Genomic DNA, 16090 nt, shown 5'->3' on the forward strand with positions numbered 1-16090 from the left:
GCTGAACATAAACTTCTCCTATCTTGTGATATACTTGATTTTGGTAAACTCTGGTTTAACTGTGGTTAACCATGGGTAATTAACCTTTTTCTTATAAATGAGACTGGGGTAAAGGACTGCAGGGATGACATGATCACCTTTGTAATAAGTCTGTTCCCCTACTGCCTCTAAAGGGACTTTATATACATTTCTAAGGGCTTTATAAAATAATCGTTCCACAAGCCCAACGCAATATTCTATTTTATGAAATTCAGTGTAACTTACATATAGTGAAATTAATCGTTCTAAATTTTTTCCTCTGTATTCCCTCAGAATAGCCACCTTATCAATCTCAACTACTTGTTTAGGATTTGAAGCAATATGCTGAAGTTTATGAAAAGGATACACATTGTTTATGTTGTTCTCAAATGTAGTGTAATATGGCTTAAACTCAATTGTACCAATACTTCTTTTTTCCACATCTCGTAATATAAAGCGGTCTGACTTTTCTTCTAAAGAGGGTTCTAGCATATACCCTTTTTCAAGCCAACAATCCATCCAAATCTGGTTGAAAATATTAAAATCAGCTATTGTTTCCACTTTAACGTACATTATTACCAGCCCCTATTCTAGTGAATTTTTATCCTTCGGTATTCTCGTGAAATGAGTAATTAAAGTACCATTTCTATTAAACTAGAAAATATAGGTTCTTATGTAAAAACTGGACAAAAATTTGCTATACCGCAAGAATACATGAAAAATGACAAATGGTAAATGTATTTGAAGATAAAAGTGTCGAAGATGTTCGAATTTAATAACTTAGGAGTTTTTAAACATACAACCCTACTAAATGATGTTCTAACCACCGTCTCCCATATTTTTGACGGCAGCTCCATAGACTTCTAAATTTCATACAAAACATCCTAGTTCTTAATATTGTTAATATTTCTAAAGCATATAAAAACACCTTCAATTTTTTAAAAATTGAAGGTGTTTTTTACTCAAGAAAACGCCATAACCTTTTGCAAAAGGCTACCTCTTCTTATAACCTTATATTATCCTACTTATGATACGGTTCATTCCTATTAATCCGGAATGCCCGATAGACTTGCTCTACTAAAACCAGTCGCATTAACTGGTGTGGGAATGTCATTTTTGAAAAGGACAATTTGGCATCGGCACGCTGCATAACAGCTGTACTTAGTCCTAGTGAACCTCCAATAATAAAGGCAACCTTACTGCGTCCGTATGTAGCTAGCTTGTCTAATTCTTTCGCTAGCTTTTCTGAACTCCACATTTCACCTTCAATGGCCAAAGCAATTACATACGCATCCTGTGGGATTTTTGCTAAGATCCGTTCTCCCTCTTTGTCTTTTACTTGGAGCATCTCTGCTTCACTTAACTGTTCAGGTGCTTTTTCATCAGCTACTTCAACCATATCTACTTTGGCATATGGGCCCATCCGTTTTATGTATTCATTAATTCCATTAATTAAATATTTCTCTTTTAGCTTCCCAACAGTAACAATTGAGATATTCACAGGTTAATACACCACTTTTCATCTTTTATCCACAGAAGTTATCCACATATCAACAGGGTATAGTTAAATTATCCACTTATTTTATAAATTGCCTGTTGATCGCAGAAATTACACACTGTGGATAGCTGAATTTCTTGCTCTAACTTTTCCATTACAGGGGCTAACTCAGTCTCATCTACAACGATATCTAGAGCCAAATCTACATGTTCCTCACAGCAATAATACATCGTACGATCACTTCTTTCTTAAATACTTCTTACATTTATCCATTCTACCTATTTTTTTTTTATTTATCCACACCAAAACAAAAAGACTTACTCACTTGGCTTTGTGAATAAGTCTGCTGCTATTAGGCTTTTGCTTTTCTTCCACCAAAATAGAATAATCCAAACAGTAAAAAGAATGTCATAACCACAATTGATAAAACCAATATGGCTGGTGCTCCGAACTGATAAATGAGTGGCAATGATGCTGCTGTGAAAATTCCTCCTCCTACAAGTGGCTCGAATAAGATCTGCTTATACCCGAAACCTTCAAGGGCTGGGCTTTCATTGTCAGGGTCAGCAATCTTCATTAACAATAGACCAGTTGCAGTCATCCCCATTGCTTGGCCTAAATCACCAATTCCTCTCTCAAACCAAAACTGTGGGATCATCCTCGGTGCCAAAACAAGAAAGGCAAAGACATTCCATCCAATTGCCACAACGGCTAGAAGTAAAAATGGAGCTAAATTATCTCCGATGACAGCTAGAGATAAGCTTGCTAATGCACTCACAATTAAGATATCTAATGAAAAACCAGAAATACGGTTAACCATTTCTCTATCAATATACTTACTCTTACCTGTGCGATCTAAGTAGATTTGAATAACCATTCCCCCTACCATTGCTAGTGGAAACAATGGTACATAAGGGAATAACTGAACACCTGTCCACGAACCCCATGTATACCTTTCTAGTAATACGATTAGTTCTAGCAAAACATAGCCTAGAGCAATCGCTGCACCTACAATTGCTAAATGAAATGCTAACGGCTCCATTGAAGTCGTTTGTTTAGTTTTTGTTACATTCGTTTCTCGGTCTTCTAGCTCGGCTAACTTCTCCTTTTCCTCCTCTGTTAGTTCTCTCTTATCTTTTCCACCTACAAATTTAGCTCGACCTGTTCTTGCTCCCCAGTTAATTATGATAATCCCTACAATTACCCCAGAGACAATCCCAATTGTCGCAAGTCCAACGGCTAAATCCGCACCTTCAGCAAATCCCAACTCCTCGAACGTTCCCGATAACCCTGCTGCTGTACCGTGTCCTCCAACAAAGCTTATCTCAATTAAAGCTCCTGTTAACGGGTTCATCCCGAAAAAAGGCGTAAGGATAAAAATTGTTAAGAGTAAACCTACTACATACTGTCCCCAAGAAACCGTTTGCCCCATGACTACCTGAGGACCAGCAATTAACCATATTTTCTTTAAGTTAGGGACAACCTTGCCTAAGAATAATGCAGCAAATACAATATTAATAAATAAACCAGGTAAGGTGGACCATACACTTAATATATCCTCTGGAATAAGTCCGTTGTGAAAAAACGTTTCTTCCTTTGCAAATAACTCTACTATTCTTCCTAATATTTCTGGTCCTAAAAAAAGGGCCACAAACCCTGCAATGATTGAACTTGGCAAAAATAGCTTGCGTAAACCTGTTATATTAGAGCGCAGTATTTTTCCGATAATCAAAAAAATGCCCAGTAGAATAAAACTAAATCCGATTATGTTAGGTGTCAAACCTTAACTCCTCCTTCTTCTTAGTCTTTTACTTTTTTACCCTATTCACAGCTGAGTAAACATATACGCAGAACCGTTAAAATCCCTGCTAACGTGCGTAAAAAAAAGAGTCCTGAACTTAATCAGTGACTCTTCAAGATATTTATAATGTTTGTTTAGCAAGAATAAGTGTCGTTGTTTGTAATTGGCCATCACGATAGAATTTAACTTCTAACTCATCGCCAATTTTCTTTTTCGTATATAGGTGCTTGCGAAGATCATGAGTATCTTGTACTGCCTCTCCGTCTAATTCAACAATCACATCATACTGCTTCAGCCCTGCACGATCCGCTGGTGTCATTGGTTCAACTCGCTCTAAAATAACTCCTGTTTTGACTTCGTCAGGAAGCTTAAACGTTTCTTTCCAATGTACGCTTGGAATTTCAGATAACGAGCGAATAACTACACCCATTTGTGGACGCTGGACCTCACCATATGTTTCTAAATCATTAATTACCGGAATGGCAACTGCACTTGGTATCGAAAAACCGATTCCTTCAACAGATCCACCCATTTTCATGGAGTTAATCCCGATTACTTGTCCTTGAATATTAATTAAGGCACCTCCACTGTTGCCTGGGTTAATGGCAGCATCAGTTTGTAAGACTTCAGCTTCCCAATCAACACGTCCATCCTTATTTAAATCTACAGGTACACTTCTCTCAGTAGCACTAATAATACCTTGTGTGACTGTCCTAGAAAATTGTAATCCTAGTGGATTTCCAATTGCAATTGCAGGTTCGCCAACTCGCAATAATTCAGAATTTCCAAACTCAGCAACAGTAGTAACTCCTTCTGCTGAGATTTTTAATACTGCTAAATCTGTAATAACATCTGTTCCAACTAATTCTGCTGGTACTCTAGAACCATCACTTAAACTAACCTCAATCTGACTAGCTCCTTCAATAACATGGTGATTGGTTACAATATAGGCAACACCGTTTGATATTTTATAAACTACACCAGATCCTGTTCCTTCACCTGATGTCATCCACGGATTTGATGGTTTCAAATTTATGACACCAACTACTGAATCTGATACTCTTTCGACAGCATCAATAATATCTGAGTTAACAGACACGTTTAACGTACTACCTAGTTGCGAGGATGCTGGTTCACTTTCATTTGTTGTTACAGTACTGCTGCCTTTCGGAACTACTTCATATGGAAGTAAGCCTGCATCGGAGAGGAATGGAACAGAAAATATGACAAGCAAAGCTCCGACTACTGAACTAAAGAATGCAGTTACTCCGATGCCTTTAGATGATTTTCTTTCTCTTCTTGTTTCTGTTTGATAATGCTCATCGTAATATCCCATAAAGTTTACCCTCCTTATATGATTTCACATATAATTTATCAAATTTGATAAAGAGGAATCCAGTATTTTAATTATTTTTTTACTCTCAGTATACCCAGCTATGAAACTTTTAAACTGCTACTAATTCAGTAGGTTTGGCTGGGTCTGTATCAAATAATCTCAAATCATCGCCGACTTCATGGCCTTGTTCTGCTAATGTTTGCTTCACTGTTAAATGAGCAAGGTCCTTCATATTATTGTCTTTACTTAAGTGAGCTAAATAAACTCTTGTTTTCTTTGTCCCAATTACTTCAGCTAAGGCAATAGCTGCATCCTCATTGGAAACATGTCCAACATCACTCAATATCCGACGCTTTACACTCCATGGGTATTTTCCCATTCTAAGCATATTCATATCATGGTTTGACTCAAAGATGTATACATCTGACTCTTTTATTGTTCCTTTCATTCGATCACTAACATAACCAGTGTCTGTAATCACCGATAGCTTTTTTCCTTCGTGGTGAAATACGTAAAACATTGGTTCAGCCGCATCATGTGAAACTCCAAAAGACTCAATATCAAGATCGCCAAAAGCTCGTGTTTCTTCCATTCGAAACACAAATTTTTGATCTAATGATACTTTTCCTAAATGTCCTTCCATTGCCTGCCATGTTTTTTCATTGGCATAGATAGGAATATCATATTTTCTAGCTAATATTCCTACACCTTTAATATGATCACTGTGTTCATGGCTTACTAATATCGCATCTAATTCACTTGGACAACAATCGATTTTCTTAAACAGTTCTTCCATTGCCTTTCCACTTAAACCAGCATCTACTAAAATTCGCTGTTTCTCAGTGGCTACATAAATGGCGTTTCCTGTACTACCACTTGCCAAAACGCTGAATTTTAAGCTCATATTGTTTCTCTCTCCATTATTGTATATTTTGAATGGCCCCGTCGATGGCATTTACATAATAAATTTGATCATTGACCCCAATGTTCCACATAGGAGCAAAAACCTGTACTTCTCCATGTGGCTTAAAAAAGCTAAAATAACTCCATTCCACCTTCGTAATCTTACTATCGGGTGGTATTAGCTGTGCGTTAAAAAGTTTCTCAATTGCTTTTATACTTGAGATAACTTCCTGTTCTTTTCCTTGGGGGTGTATTGGTAATATCGTTAAATAGTTTTGCTCGTACATGACAATTTCCATATCTTCATCTAGCTGTAACATAAGTGGTAGTCGCCCACTTTCATAGTTATCAACTTTTTTTCCCTCATAGGTTTGATAAAAATAGATTTGCATCAACTCTCTGTCGAAGTGACTATAACGATACTCTTGTCCATTAACGACTTTGTCAACGACAAACTGCTTTGCTTGAACATGAATGCTTTGCTCACCCTGAAGAAGTGGGTAAGGATCTTCTAATAAGACCGTCACAAATTCATCTTCAACCATGAGTACTTCTTGATTATCTGGTATCTGAGTTTCTAAAGAAAGCTCTGTTGTACCACTAATATAGGTTCCTGTTAATTGTTCTTCGTGCAAGTCAACAACAATCGTTATATTCATTTCAGATAATCGTTCTTGCAACGTTGCTTCAGCTGTAAAATTAATGTTACTTGCCGTCTTTTTTTCATTTAGTTGATAGCCTAGGAAAATATTTAGAAGCAAAAAGGTAATAATAAAAATCGTTTTTGCCCTACTCCAATCCATTTGTTATCGCCTCGCTATCATCAACTTCTTCAGCAATATGAACTACCTGCCAGTTGCCGTTGTATTGAATGAACCATCTTGGTTCAAGCACAACAAATGACTGCCTCATAATCATCGTAAATCCATAATTAATATCTGTTAATAAGGAGCGCTCGAACTCTTCCTTGTTTTCCAGCGCTTCAATAAGCTCTTTACCAGAAGGCAATCGCGTAGATTTAGAAATATTAATTGGTTCTTCATCCATGATAAACATCGGACGAACATATTGCTCAATTTGGTTTCCATTTCCACGATGTAACGTAATTTCAAATAGGTTATTTACCTCAAAAATGTTAGTCGAATAGACCGGAAGCCCACCTATAAATAAACGAAAGGTTACTTCTTCTGATGTGCCAAACGTTTTTAGGGAGTCAAAGTAAAATGAGCTTGTAAAACCACCATGCCCATTGAGAAAATCAAGTGCACTAAATATAACATGTTTGTTATTGCGCTCTACCAAATCACCAAAGGTGGGATTAATATAACGTAGGATGTTACCACCTTGTAAAATGTTCACCATTCTATTCCCATCAGTGAAAGACTCTTCACCGTTTGACTGTAAATAATGTTTAACAAAGTTTGGATCACTAAATAATACTTGTCTAAAATGGTCCGTTGGTAGTGGCTTAGCTATATATGTCGCACTATTCAAATACATAGCTTCTATAGGTAAATAGGTTGTTTTGCGATAGCCATTTCCGAAATCAATAATGTCAAAAGGGAAGACTTCATAGAACACATTCGTGGAATTCAATGCAATATCTTCGATAAACCTACTAACTGGAATATTTGTATTTGCTTCGACAATGACTCTCTCATCATTCGAAATGAGCTTCACTCTTACAATCTCTTTGTCTCTTTCTTTTTCTAAGGCAAAAACCATGCGATCGATCTTACTAATAAATAACTGATCACTATGATTCATTTGATAAATATCTTTAAAGATTTCACTCGGTATACTCGTTGGAAAAATAAACTCAATTTTGTAGTCAGAATTAATTCGGTGAAAAGGACTTAAATTAGGCCTTATCATAAACTTTTCTAACGGAGTTCCAAAATACTCTTCATAGAAACGTTGTGCAAATACACTATTGTCTATTGAAGCGAAAGACTTACCCTCTTCGTGTAAAATTACCTGTTTCGGTTTAATCACTTCGTGTAGCTTTTTTTCTAGACCAATTTGTGTATTATCAATATACTCTGTACTTTTTAAAATTGCGTACTCGGGCTGAAATGTCCATATTTGGTATGTCAAAAACACACTTAATAATATTAAGAACCATAACGTAGTAGTTTTAATATGTTCAACCATTGAAACCCACCACCTTTTCTACTGAATAAGGCAATGTTAACGTAATCGTTGTACCTACATTCCACTCACTATCAACCCAAATACTACCACCATGTGCAACAACGATTTGCTTAGCAATTGCTAGTCCGAGACCTGTACCACCTAATTTTCTAGAACGTGCTTTATCAACACGATAAAAACGTTCAAATATTTGCGGTAAACTTTCTTTTGGGATTCCAACACCTTCATCACTGACACTTATTTTAAAATGCTTTTCGCCTTCTCCTAATAAAATCGAAATTCTACCACCTTCAGGAGAATACTTCACAGCATTTGATAAGATGTTATCTAACACCTGGATTAACTTATCTCTGTCTACCGTCGCAAAGGTGGTTTGATCAGGGATATCCCTATGAAAAACAATCATGTCCCGATTGGAAACAAGTTCATAACGATCGATAATGCTATTCACTAGCTTTGTCACATCAATCGTGTCAAAGTTTAAGCGGTAATCTTTACTATCCATTTTTGAAAGTTGTAGCAAATCATTTACGAGACGAATCATTCTTTCCGTTTCTGTTTGAGCTACATTTAAAAACCTTGGGGCAATTGCAGGATCATGTAAAGCACCATCCTCTAGGGCTTCTAAGTAGCTCTTCATCGAAGTTAGAGGTGTTCTCAGCTCATGAGATACATTCGCTACAAATTCACGGCGCTCTTGCTCAATTTTCTCTTGTTCAGTCACGTCATGAAGAACGGTAATAAGCCCATTAAACTCTCCTTCTTCTTTCTGAATGACAGAGAAACTTGCTTCAAGCAGATACTCTTTATCTTTATTGCCAAAGTCTAGAAGCAACGAATCTGTTTGCTTAATTAAATCGTTTAAACCAAAGACTTCCGTTAAACGTAGTAGGTCGACAATTGACGTACCAAGTATTTTATCTTGAGATACATTTAAGAGAAGCTCGCCCTGCCTGTTTACTAAGATAATTTTCCCTTCTTTATCGGTAGCAACTACCCCATCGGTCATATGGGATAAAACAGAGCTTAGTTTACGCTTTTCTTCCTCTTTCATTGCATTAGCATCTTTTAATTTATTCGTTAATTCATTAAATGTAATCGCTAGTTGGCCAATTTCATCTTTTCCATAAACATGAACCTTCCTAGAAAAATCTCCTTTTCCTAGTACCTGTGCTTGCTTTCGCATATCAAGAATCGGCCTTGTAATTGTTCTCGCTAAAAGCACGCCTAATGCAGCAGTAATTGCTAAAGCAATAATCGTACCTGTCATTAAGATTTGATTTATCTGACGCATTTGTTCATATATTTCTTCCATAGATGCCTCTATATAAATGGCACCAATAGTTTCGTTTTCTGATTTTACAGGTACAGCTAATACACGCATTCGGTGCCCTGTATTTTGATCACGGAGAATATCCTCATCATCTGTACCAAGGAGAGCTCGTTTCACTCGAATTTCTGTTGTCCGCTGTCCAATAACATGACGTTTTTGAAAGTTAGACACACTTAAAACGACTTTATTTTTATCTATTACTTGCACTTCTGCGTTTTCAATTGAGAAAAACTCACGGAGAAGAACATCTATGTCTGATCGTAACGTGGGAGTTGAGTCATCTCTGTTTTTTCTCATTTCCTGTTCAACATTATAGGCAAGTAAGCTAGCTCTCTCATCGAGCATATCATAAAAATTCTCAACCAGTTGGTCTTCAAGCTGTTTGGTAAAATATACACCAATTACCTGCATAGCTATTAAGATCAGTAGAACATAGATGATGACGATTTTTACATGGATCGATTTAAAAAAACCGACTTTTTGCATATGTTAGTTCTCCTCATAATTCTTAAGATAATAGCCGACTCCTCTTCTTGTGATAATCCAATTCGGATGGCTAGGATTGTCCTCGACTTTCTCTCGTAACCTTCGCACAGTTACATCAACAGTTCGAACATCACCAAAATAATCATAACCCCAAACTGCTTGGAGGAGATGTTCTCTAGTCATAACCTGACCCATATGTTTAGCCAAATAATATATAAGCTCAAACTCACGGTGTGTCAGCTCAATTGCCTCACCACGTTTTGTTACTAAATAGGCATCTGGTTGTATCGCAAGTGAACCAATATAAATTTCTTTTTTGTCCGGAGTTAACTCTTCAGACTTTTGCTGATGGCGTCTTAAATTCGCTTTGACTCTCGCTAACAATTCTCTAGTGCTAAAAGGTTTTGTCACATAATCATCAGCACCTAGCTCTAAACCAAGAACTTTATCAATCTCAGAGTCTTTCGCTGTCAGCATAATAATCGGCATATCGAATTTCTTTCTTACTTCACGACAAACTTCCATGCCATCTTTTAATGGCAACATAATATCTAATAAAATTAAGTCAGGAACTAACTGAATGACCTTCTTAATAGCCTCTTCTCCATCATGAGCACATTCAACTGTAAAACCTTCCTTTTCTAGGCTAAACTTTAAAATATCTGCAATTGGCTGTTCATCATCAACAACTAAGATTTTCTTTTCCATACGCTTCTCAACTCCTGGTTCAATATCAACGAATTTCGATTAATTATACTACAACCATTTTAACATACTATTAATCTTTTTTTCCTGTTTACAAAATTAAACAAAAAAGATCTGGCCGATGCAAGAAAGGATTGACGTGTTACCAATACTTTTGCAAGGTCCAGACCTATCTAATTTACCTATTTAAAAAATCCATTGGATTTTTCAATTTTCCGTTTTGCAGTACTTCAAAGTGTAGATGGACACCTGTAGAATTTCCCGTAGAACCCATCACACCAACTTTTTGACCTTGAGAAACTGTTTGGCCGACTCTTACATCAATTGAGGATAGATGAGCATATAATGTAGTCATCCCATTGTTATGGTTAATCATAACTTTATTGCCATAACCACCATCCCACCCAGCAAACGAGACTGTTCCATTGTCTGCAGCGAGAATATTGCGGTTAGTAGGACGAGCTATATCAATTCCTCTATGAAACCTACCCCAGCGCATTCCTTGGTAACTTGATATATACCCACCGACAGCAGGCCATGCTAACCTACCTGTACCTCTTGACGTAGCTACTTTCGTTCCTTTTACAACGATTCTAGTTTGAGGTTCTTTTGTAATATTTTCACTGACGATTTGCCTTTGGATTGTTCTACCATTTTCCCGGGCAATATTATAGCTGACAACTCGTTCTCCAGCTTGTCCAGCTTGCAGAACCTTTGTGTCACCACGCCACATATTCTTGTCTTCTTTTGTCTCTGTTTGGAATGGTATTTCTTCTTTAATCTTTGTTGCTTCTTCAATAATTACCTTCACTACTGGCTCATATATAGTGACATTTAGTTTATCACCAATCTGCAACAATGTGTTTTCTGTGATAGAAGGATTTAAAGCTAATATATCTTGCATTGAAAGACCATGCGCTTGTGCAATCGCGCCTAATACATCTCCAGGTTCAACTACATAAACATCATCTTCTAGTGTTCCTAGAATAAGTTGTTTCACTGCGTCGTCAACAGACAAGATCATTTTTGGATACACAGGAACCTTATCAACTGTAATGTCCTTAGATAGTCTAACATCCTTAATAACCCTCTCACCAACAGCAGGGTCAGCAATAGTCTGATTGTTTTCTTTAGCATTTAAAACTGCTAGTAATTGTTCTTCTGAAACATACTGTAACTTCAGCTTTGTAAGAACTGCCTCATATTCTTCTTCAGAACTTACATACGCAATTGCCTCGCCATCAACTTTTAGTGCAGTAGCTTCAGCTTTTATTGTTAAGTTTTCCTCAAGAGCTGCAAGAGTAAGACTTGTATTTGTACGTGAGTTAAAAACAACTTCTGGTATTAGCTTTACATTTTCACCAACGACTAAATTAAGTGCAGAGTATTCATTAGAATACTTATTGATCTTGTTACTTATTAATTGATCTACTAAGTTATTATCGTCTACAGCACCTATTCTATTATTATCTACATATACATGATAGATTGTTTCAACATTTAATTTAGCCAAATGTGTGGATTCAGCACTCACACGATCTGTAGTATGTACACTTGTCGTCAGTAATGCAGCTATGCAAAGGCTTGTCCCTAACTTTTTATACTGTTTTGATGTATGTTTAAATAAATTAATGTTCTTTTTCGTTAAGCCAATAAGTTTTTCTTGTAGTTGATTTAACCGGCTCTTGTAATCTTCCATGGTTCTCCTCCTACACTACTATACCTACAGTTTTCTCTCTATGAATCTAGTAAGCAATTTTTGTAACCTTTTGTATTTTACCATAATATATCATAAAATTGTCTGAAAATATACAACCGTAATAAAACTGTAGTAATTTTGGTAATTTTATTCCAAAAATAAAAGTCTATCAAATAAATGATAGACTCATAATTACTATAAGAGTGCCGGCCAGAGGACTTGAACCCCCAACCTACTGATTACAAGTCAGTTGCTCTACCAATTGAGCTAGGCCGGCATACTATTTATTTTATTAGAAATGGTGGCTCGGGACGGAATCGAACCGCCGACACGAGGATTTTCAGTCCTCTGCTCTACCGACTGAGCTACCGAGCCATACTTTTTAATTACCCGCTAATATTATTGCTACAACCTCTGTCTCTTCCTCTACTAGTATTGCTTCGAAGCCTTATGCGTCGAGACAACTCGTAGTATAATCAGAGATGTTTTGCTCGTTGCTCTACCGACTGAGCTACCGAGCCATTTAATGGCGGACCCGACCGGGATCGAACCGGCGATCTCCTGCGTGACAGGCAGGCATGTTAACCGCTACACCACGGGTCCATATAAAGTTATCAATGAAACTACTTGTCCAATAAGTTGGTTGGTTTTTTAGATAAACTAGATGGTATTTGCTCCTGCGGTTACTTGTAGCAAATAAATTGGTTGCGGGAGGAGGATTTGAACCTCCGACCTTCGGGTTATGAGCCCGACGAGCTGCCAGACTGCTCCATCCCGCGATAATATAAGTTGTAACCACAAATATTATTATACCCAAAATTCCTCATTTATTCAACAAGAATAAATTGGTGACCCGTACGGGATTCGAACCCGTGTTACCGCCGTGAAAGGGCGGTGTCTTAACCGCTTGACCAACGGGCCACTTTTAGGCAAGTTATTTTGCCTTGCAAAAAACTTTGGTGAGCCATGAAGGATTCGAACCTTCGACCCTCTGATTAAAAGTCAGATGCTCTACCGACTGAGCTAATGGCTCTTATTAAGTATTTACGTGTCATCTCGTGACGACAATATTTATAATATCATGTTTTCGAGATGTGTGCAAGTCTTTTTCAAAAAAACTTTTTTAGGAAAGTAGTTATTGTGTGTCTTTTGAACACTTTTCTTATATTACAGAAGTTCTTCATTAAAATCAATACTATTTTCTTAAAACGAAATATTTTTTGCTAAAACAATCATTATTGCCATTCTCCCCCCCTAACTTAAATGACTTTTTACTAAATCTAACCTTGTTATTGTCCAAAACTCTTGTTTTATTGTCCAGATTACCTATATATTAAAGTTAGTCTAAAAAGTGGACACGTAAAAATGGATATAAAGTATAATACAAATATCATTTAAGAGGACGTGTTCACATGGGGAAACATTATGATCAGGAATATAAAGATTATGTAGCGAAACTAATAGTAGAAGAAGGTAGAAAAATTCGAGAACTGTCATATGAGTTAGAGATTTCCCATTCTACTGTTGGGAATTGGGTTAGAGACTTTAAACAAAGACGTAATACTAGTAGTTCAAAAGAAGAGTATATTACCCCAAAAGAGTTAGAAAAGTTAAAGAAACAACACGAGGCAGAACTCCAAAAATTGAAAGAGGAAAACGAAATATTAAAAAAGGCAATGCACATCTTCACGAAAAACCCCATGTAATCTATAACTTCATCTTTGCTCATAGAGATGAACATACTGTTGTGAAGATGTGCAAAGTACTTGGAGTTTCCACAAGTGGATTTTATAAGTGGGTAGATAAGCAGAATAGTAGTGTTCAATCTGAGAAGGAGACCTACAAAGAAGAAGTTAAACAAAAGATTAAAAAGTCTTATCATCTAAGCATGGGTACTTACGGAAGCCCTAGAGTTCATGATGATCTAGTTGAATGGGGATATACTATCTCAGAAAAAACAGTAGCCCGCCTGATGAAAGAAATGGGTCTAAGAGCTATACCTGAAGAAAAGTATGTCGTGACTACAGATTCTAATCATGATTTAAACGTCTACCCTGACCTGGTTAAGCGTCAATTTAATGTAGATGAACCCAATCGAGTATGGGTCTCTGATATTACCTACATTTGGACTCTAGAAGGCTGGGTTTATTTAGCCAGCATTATGGATCTGTTTTCTAGAAAAATAGTCGGCTGGAGAGCTGAAGCACATATGAAGAAAGAACTTACAATACAAGCCTTGAATATGGCTCTTGTATCCAGGCAGCCACAACCTACAGATCAATTAATTCATCATTCAGACCGGGGCTCTCAATACTGTTCCAATGGTTATATTGATCTGTTAAATAAGCATGAAATTCAAATTAGTATGAGTCGAAAAGGAGATCCTTATGACAATGCATGCATTGAATCCTTTCATGCAAGTTTGAAAAAAGATTTAGTTCATCGAAGACGATTTAAGACACGTAGTGAAGCAGTAAAGGCAATCAATCATTATATTGGTGGTTTTTATAATGAGAGAAGGAAACACTCAACTTTAGGGTATTGTTCTCCTAACCAATTTGAGAGAAAACATAGTCAAGTTGAGTGTAACTCTGTCTCATAAATGGTCCATTTGGTGTTAAAAGTGATTAGTCATGTTTTTGAGTAATCATTTTTAACACCCCACCAAACGAAGTGCGGTAGGTTACCGCCTAAAAAAGTTCCAATTATTTATGTCCACTTTCTTGACAGAACTCCAATATTGTCTAATTTTTATTGCTTATTGTCCAAAAACAAAAATTTATTAGCCAAATTTAATACCAGACTCAAAAATAAGAAAAGCACACCAAGTAAGGTGTGCCTCTGTCGTGCTATATTAAGCAAAAACGCCTCTTAGTAAGTTTGTTTGATTACGGTCTGGTCCAACCGAGAAGATTGTTAATGGGATCCCTGTAAGCTGAGAGACTCTTTCAATATAATGACGTGCGTTTTCAGGTAGCTCATCAAGAGTTTTCACTCCCGTAATGTCTTCAGTCCAACCTGGTAACTCTTCATAGACTGGCTCACATTCAGCAAGAATTTTTAAGCTTGCTGGGAACTCTTTCATTACTTCACCTTTGTACTGGTAAGCAACACAAATCTTTAATTTTTCAATGCCAGTTAATACATCAATTGAATTTAATGATAAGTCAGTTATACCGCTAACTCTGCGAGCATGACGAACAACTACACTATCGAACCATCCTACACGACGTGGACGCCCTGTAGTAGTTCCATACTCATTTCCTACTTCACGAATTCGGTCACCAATTTCATTGTTTAATTCCGTTGGGAATGGACCATCACCTACACGTGTAGTGTATGCTTTAGAAACACCAACAACATGGTTGATTTTTGATGGACCTACACCAGAACCAATAGTTACTCCACCAGCAATTGGGTTTGACGATGTTACGAAAGGATAGGTTCCTTGGTCAATGTCTAACATTACCCCTTGAGCACCTTCAAATAACACACGTTTACCTTCATCTAATGCATCATTTAACACTACTGAAGTATCAACAACATAATGAGCAATTTGTTGACCATACTCAAAATATTCATCAAGGATTTCTTCTTTCGTAAACCCTTCTACTTCATAGTACTTTTCAAACATACGATTTTTTTCTTTTAAATTACGCTCAAGCTTCATTTCGAATTCTTCTTTATCTAATAAATCAGCAATTCGGATACCAACACGAGCAGCTTTATCCATATAAGCAGGGCCAATCCCCTTTTTCGTTGTGCCAATTTTGTTAGCACCTTTGCTCTCTTCTTCTACAATATCAAGTTTAATATGGTAAGGAAGAATAACATGAGCGCGGTTACTAATTCTTAAATTGCTTGTGTCAACACCTTGGTCATGTAAATATTTAAGCTCTGTAACTAAAGCTTTTGGATCAATAACCATACCGTTACCAATCACGCAAATTTTATCTTTATAAAAAATCCCTGAAGGAATTAAATGTAACTTGTATTTTTTCCCACCGAACACGATTGTGTGTCCTGCATTATTTCCACCTTGATATCTAGCTACTACTTCTGCTTTTTCTGAAAGATAATCGGTAATCTTACCTTTCCCTTCGTCTCCCCACTGAGTTCCAACTACAACAACTGATGCCATTATGTACACCTCCGCA

The 16090-nt window shown here is 36.8% G+C and carries 14 protein-coding genes and 6 tRNA genes; 2 read left to right on the forward strand and 18 right to left on the reverse strand.

Annotated features, from left to right (window positions below; all coding sequences use genetic code 11):
- Positions 1-18 precede the first annotated feature (18 nt).
- The 17 genes from DS745_RS05665 to DS745_RS05745 all read right to left on the reverse strand — a co-directional run bounded on the left by DS745_RS05665 (position 19) and on the right by DS745_RS05745 (position 12966).
- The gene (locus tag DS745_RS05665; protein WP_129077313.1) at positions 19-591 is read right to left on the reverse strand and encodes a hypothetical protein; all 573 of its coding nucleotides are present in this window, start codon (positions 589-591) and stop codon (positions 19-21) included.
- Between the two features lie 448 nt (positions 592-1039).
- Positions 1040-1519 (reverse strand): 23S rRNA (pseudouridine(1915)-N(3))-methyltransferase RlmH, encoded by a 480-nt coding sequence (rlmH, locus tag DS745_RS05670; RefSeq protein WP_129077314.1) that lies wholly within the window; start codon positions 1517-1519, stop codon positions 1040-1042.
- Positions 1520-1587: 68 nt separating this feature from the next.
- Positions 1588-1746 (reverse strand): CxxH/CxxC protein, encoded by a 159-nt coding sequence (locus DS745_RS05675; RefSeq protein ID WP_129077315.1) that lies wholly within the window; start codon positions 1744-1746, stop codon positions 1588-1590.
- A 122-nt stretch (positions 1747-1868) separates the two neighbouring features.
- On the reverse strand, positions 1869-3296 hold the full coding sequence (locus DS745_RS05680) for a sodium/glutamate symporter (RefSeq protein ID WP_129077316.1): 1428 nt from the start codon (positions 3294-3296) through the stop codon (positions 1869-1871).
- Positions 3297-3438: 142 nt separating this feature from the next.
- Positions 3439-4653 carry a S1C family serine protease gene (locus DS745_RS05685; protein ID WP_129077317.1) on the reverse strand — a complete coding sequence of 405 codons (1215 nt, stop codon included), beginning with the start codon at positions 4651-4653 and terminating at the stop codon, positions 3439-3441.
- Positions 4654-4762: 109 nt separating this feature from the next.
- The gene (locus tag DS745_RS05690; RefSeq protein ID WP_129077318.1) at positions 4763-5557 is read right to left on the reverse strand and encodes an MBL fold metallo-hydrolase; all 795 of its coding nucleotides are present in this window, start codon (positions 5555-5557) and stop codon (positions 4763-4765) included.
- Between the two features lie 16 nt (positions 5558-5573).
- Entirely contained in the window at positions 5574-6359 is a 786-nt protein-coding gene (locus DS745_RS05695; RefSeq protein ID WP_129077319.1) for a two-component system regulatory protein YycI, read from the reverse strand.
- Positions 6346-7710, reverse strand: a complete 1365-nt coding sequence (locus DS745_RS05700) for a YycH family regulatory protein (protein ID WP_129077320.1) — start codon at positions 7708-7710, stop codon at positions 6346-6348. The genes DS745_RS05695 and DS745_RS05700 overlap by 14 nt, the downstream gene beginning before the upstream one ends.
- Entirely contained in the window at positions 7703-9529 is a 1827-nt protein-coding gene (gene walK, locus DS745_RS05705) for a cell wall metabolism sensor histidine kinase WalK (protein ID WP_129077321.1), read from the reverse strand. Before walK ends, DS745_RS05700 begins: the two co-directional genes overlap by 8 nt.
- A gap of 3 nt (positions 9530-9532) precedes the next feature.
- On the reverse strand, positions 9533-10237 hold the full coding sequence (yycF, locus tag DS745_RS05710; RefSeq protein ID WP_129077322.1) for a response regulator YycF: 705 nt from the start codon (positions 10235-10237) through the stop codon (positions 9533-9535).
- Positions 10238-10412: 175 nt separating this feature from the next.
- Positions 10413-11933 (reverse strand): peptidoglycan DD-metalloendopeptidase family protein, encoded by a 1521-nt coding sequence (locus DS745_RS05715; RefSeq protein ID WP_129077323.1) that lies wholly within the window; start codon positions 11931-11933, stop codon positions 10413-10415.
- 204 nt (positions 11934-12137) lie between these two features.
- Positions 12138-12210: transfer RNA gene (locus tag DS745_RS05720), tRNA-Thr, on the reverse strand.
- 22 nt (positions 12211-12232) lie between these two features.
- Positions 12233-12308: transfer RNA gene (locus DS745_RS05725), tRNA-Phe, on the reverse strand.
- Between the two features lie 152 nt (positions 12309-12460).
- Positions 12461-12536 (reverse strand) — tRNA-Asp (locus tag DS745_RS05730).
- A gap of 99 nt (positions 12537-12635) precedes the next feature.
- Positions 12636-12712 (reverse strand) — tRNA-Met (locus tag DS745_RS05735).
- Positions 12713-12779: 67 nt separating this feature from the next.
- Positions 12780-12854: transfer RNA gene (locus DS745_RS05740), tRNA-Glu, on the reverse strand.
- A 36-nt stretch (positions 12855-12890) separates the two neighbouring features.
- Positions 12891-12966, reverse strand: a tRNA-Lys gene (locus DS745_RS05745).
- A gap of 379 nt (positions 12967-13345) precedes the next feature.
- On the opposite strand from DS745_RS05745, the gene DS745_RS05750 reads away from it, so the two are divergent.
- The gene (locus DS745_RS05750) at positions 13346-13639 is read left to right on the forward strand and encodes a transposase (protein WP_129077324.1); all 294 of its coding nucleotides are present in this window, start codon (positions 13346-13348) and stop codon (positions 13637-13639) included.
- Positions 13639-14535: an IS3 family transposase gene (locus tag DS745_RS05755; RefSeq protein WP_241657731.1), complete on the forward strand. Its 897-nt coding sequence runs from the start codon at positions 13639-13641 to the stop codon at positions 14533-14535. Before DS745_RS05750 ends, DS745_RS05755 begins: the two co-directional genes overlap by 1 nt.
- A 252-nt stretch (positions 14536-14787) precedes the next feature.
- On the opposite strand, the gene DS745_RS05760 is transcribed toward DS745_RS05755, so the two are convergent.
- Positions 14788-16074: an adenylosuccinate synthase gene (locus DS745_RS05760; RefSeq protein WP_129077326.1), complete on the reverse strand. Its 1287-nt coding sequence runs from the start codon at positions 16072-16074 to the stop codon at positions 14788-14790.
- Between the last annotated feature and the right edge of the window lie 16 nt (positions 16075-16090).

The organism is Anaerobacillus alkaliphilus, assembly GCF_004116265.1.
Lineage (GTDB): Bacteria > Bacillota > Bacilli > Bacillales > Anaerobacillaceae > Anaerobacillus > Anaerobacillus alkaliphilus.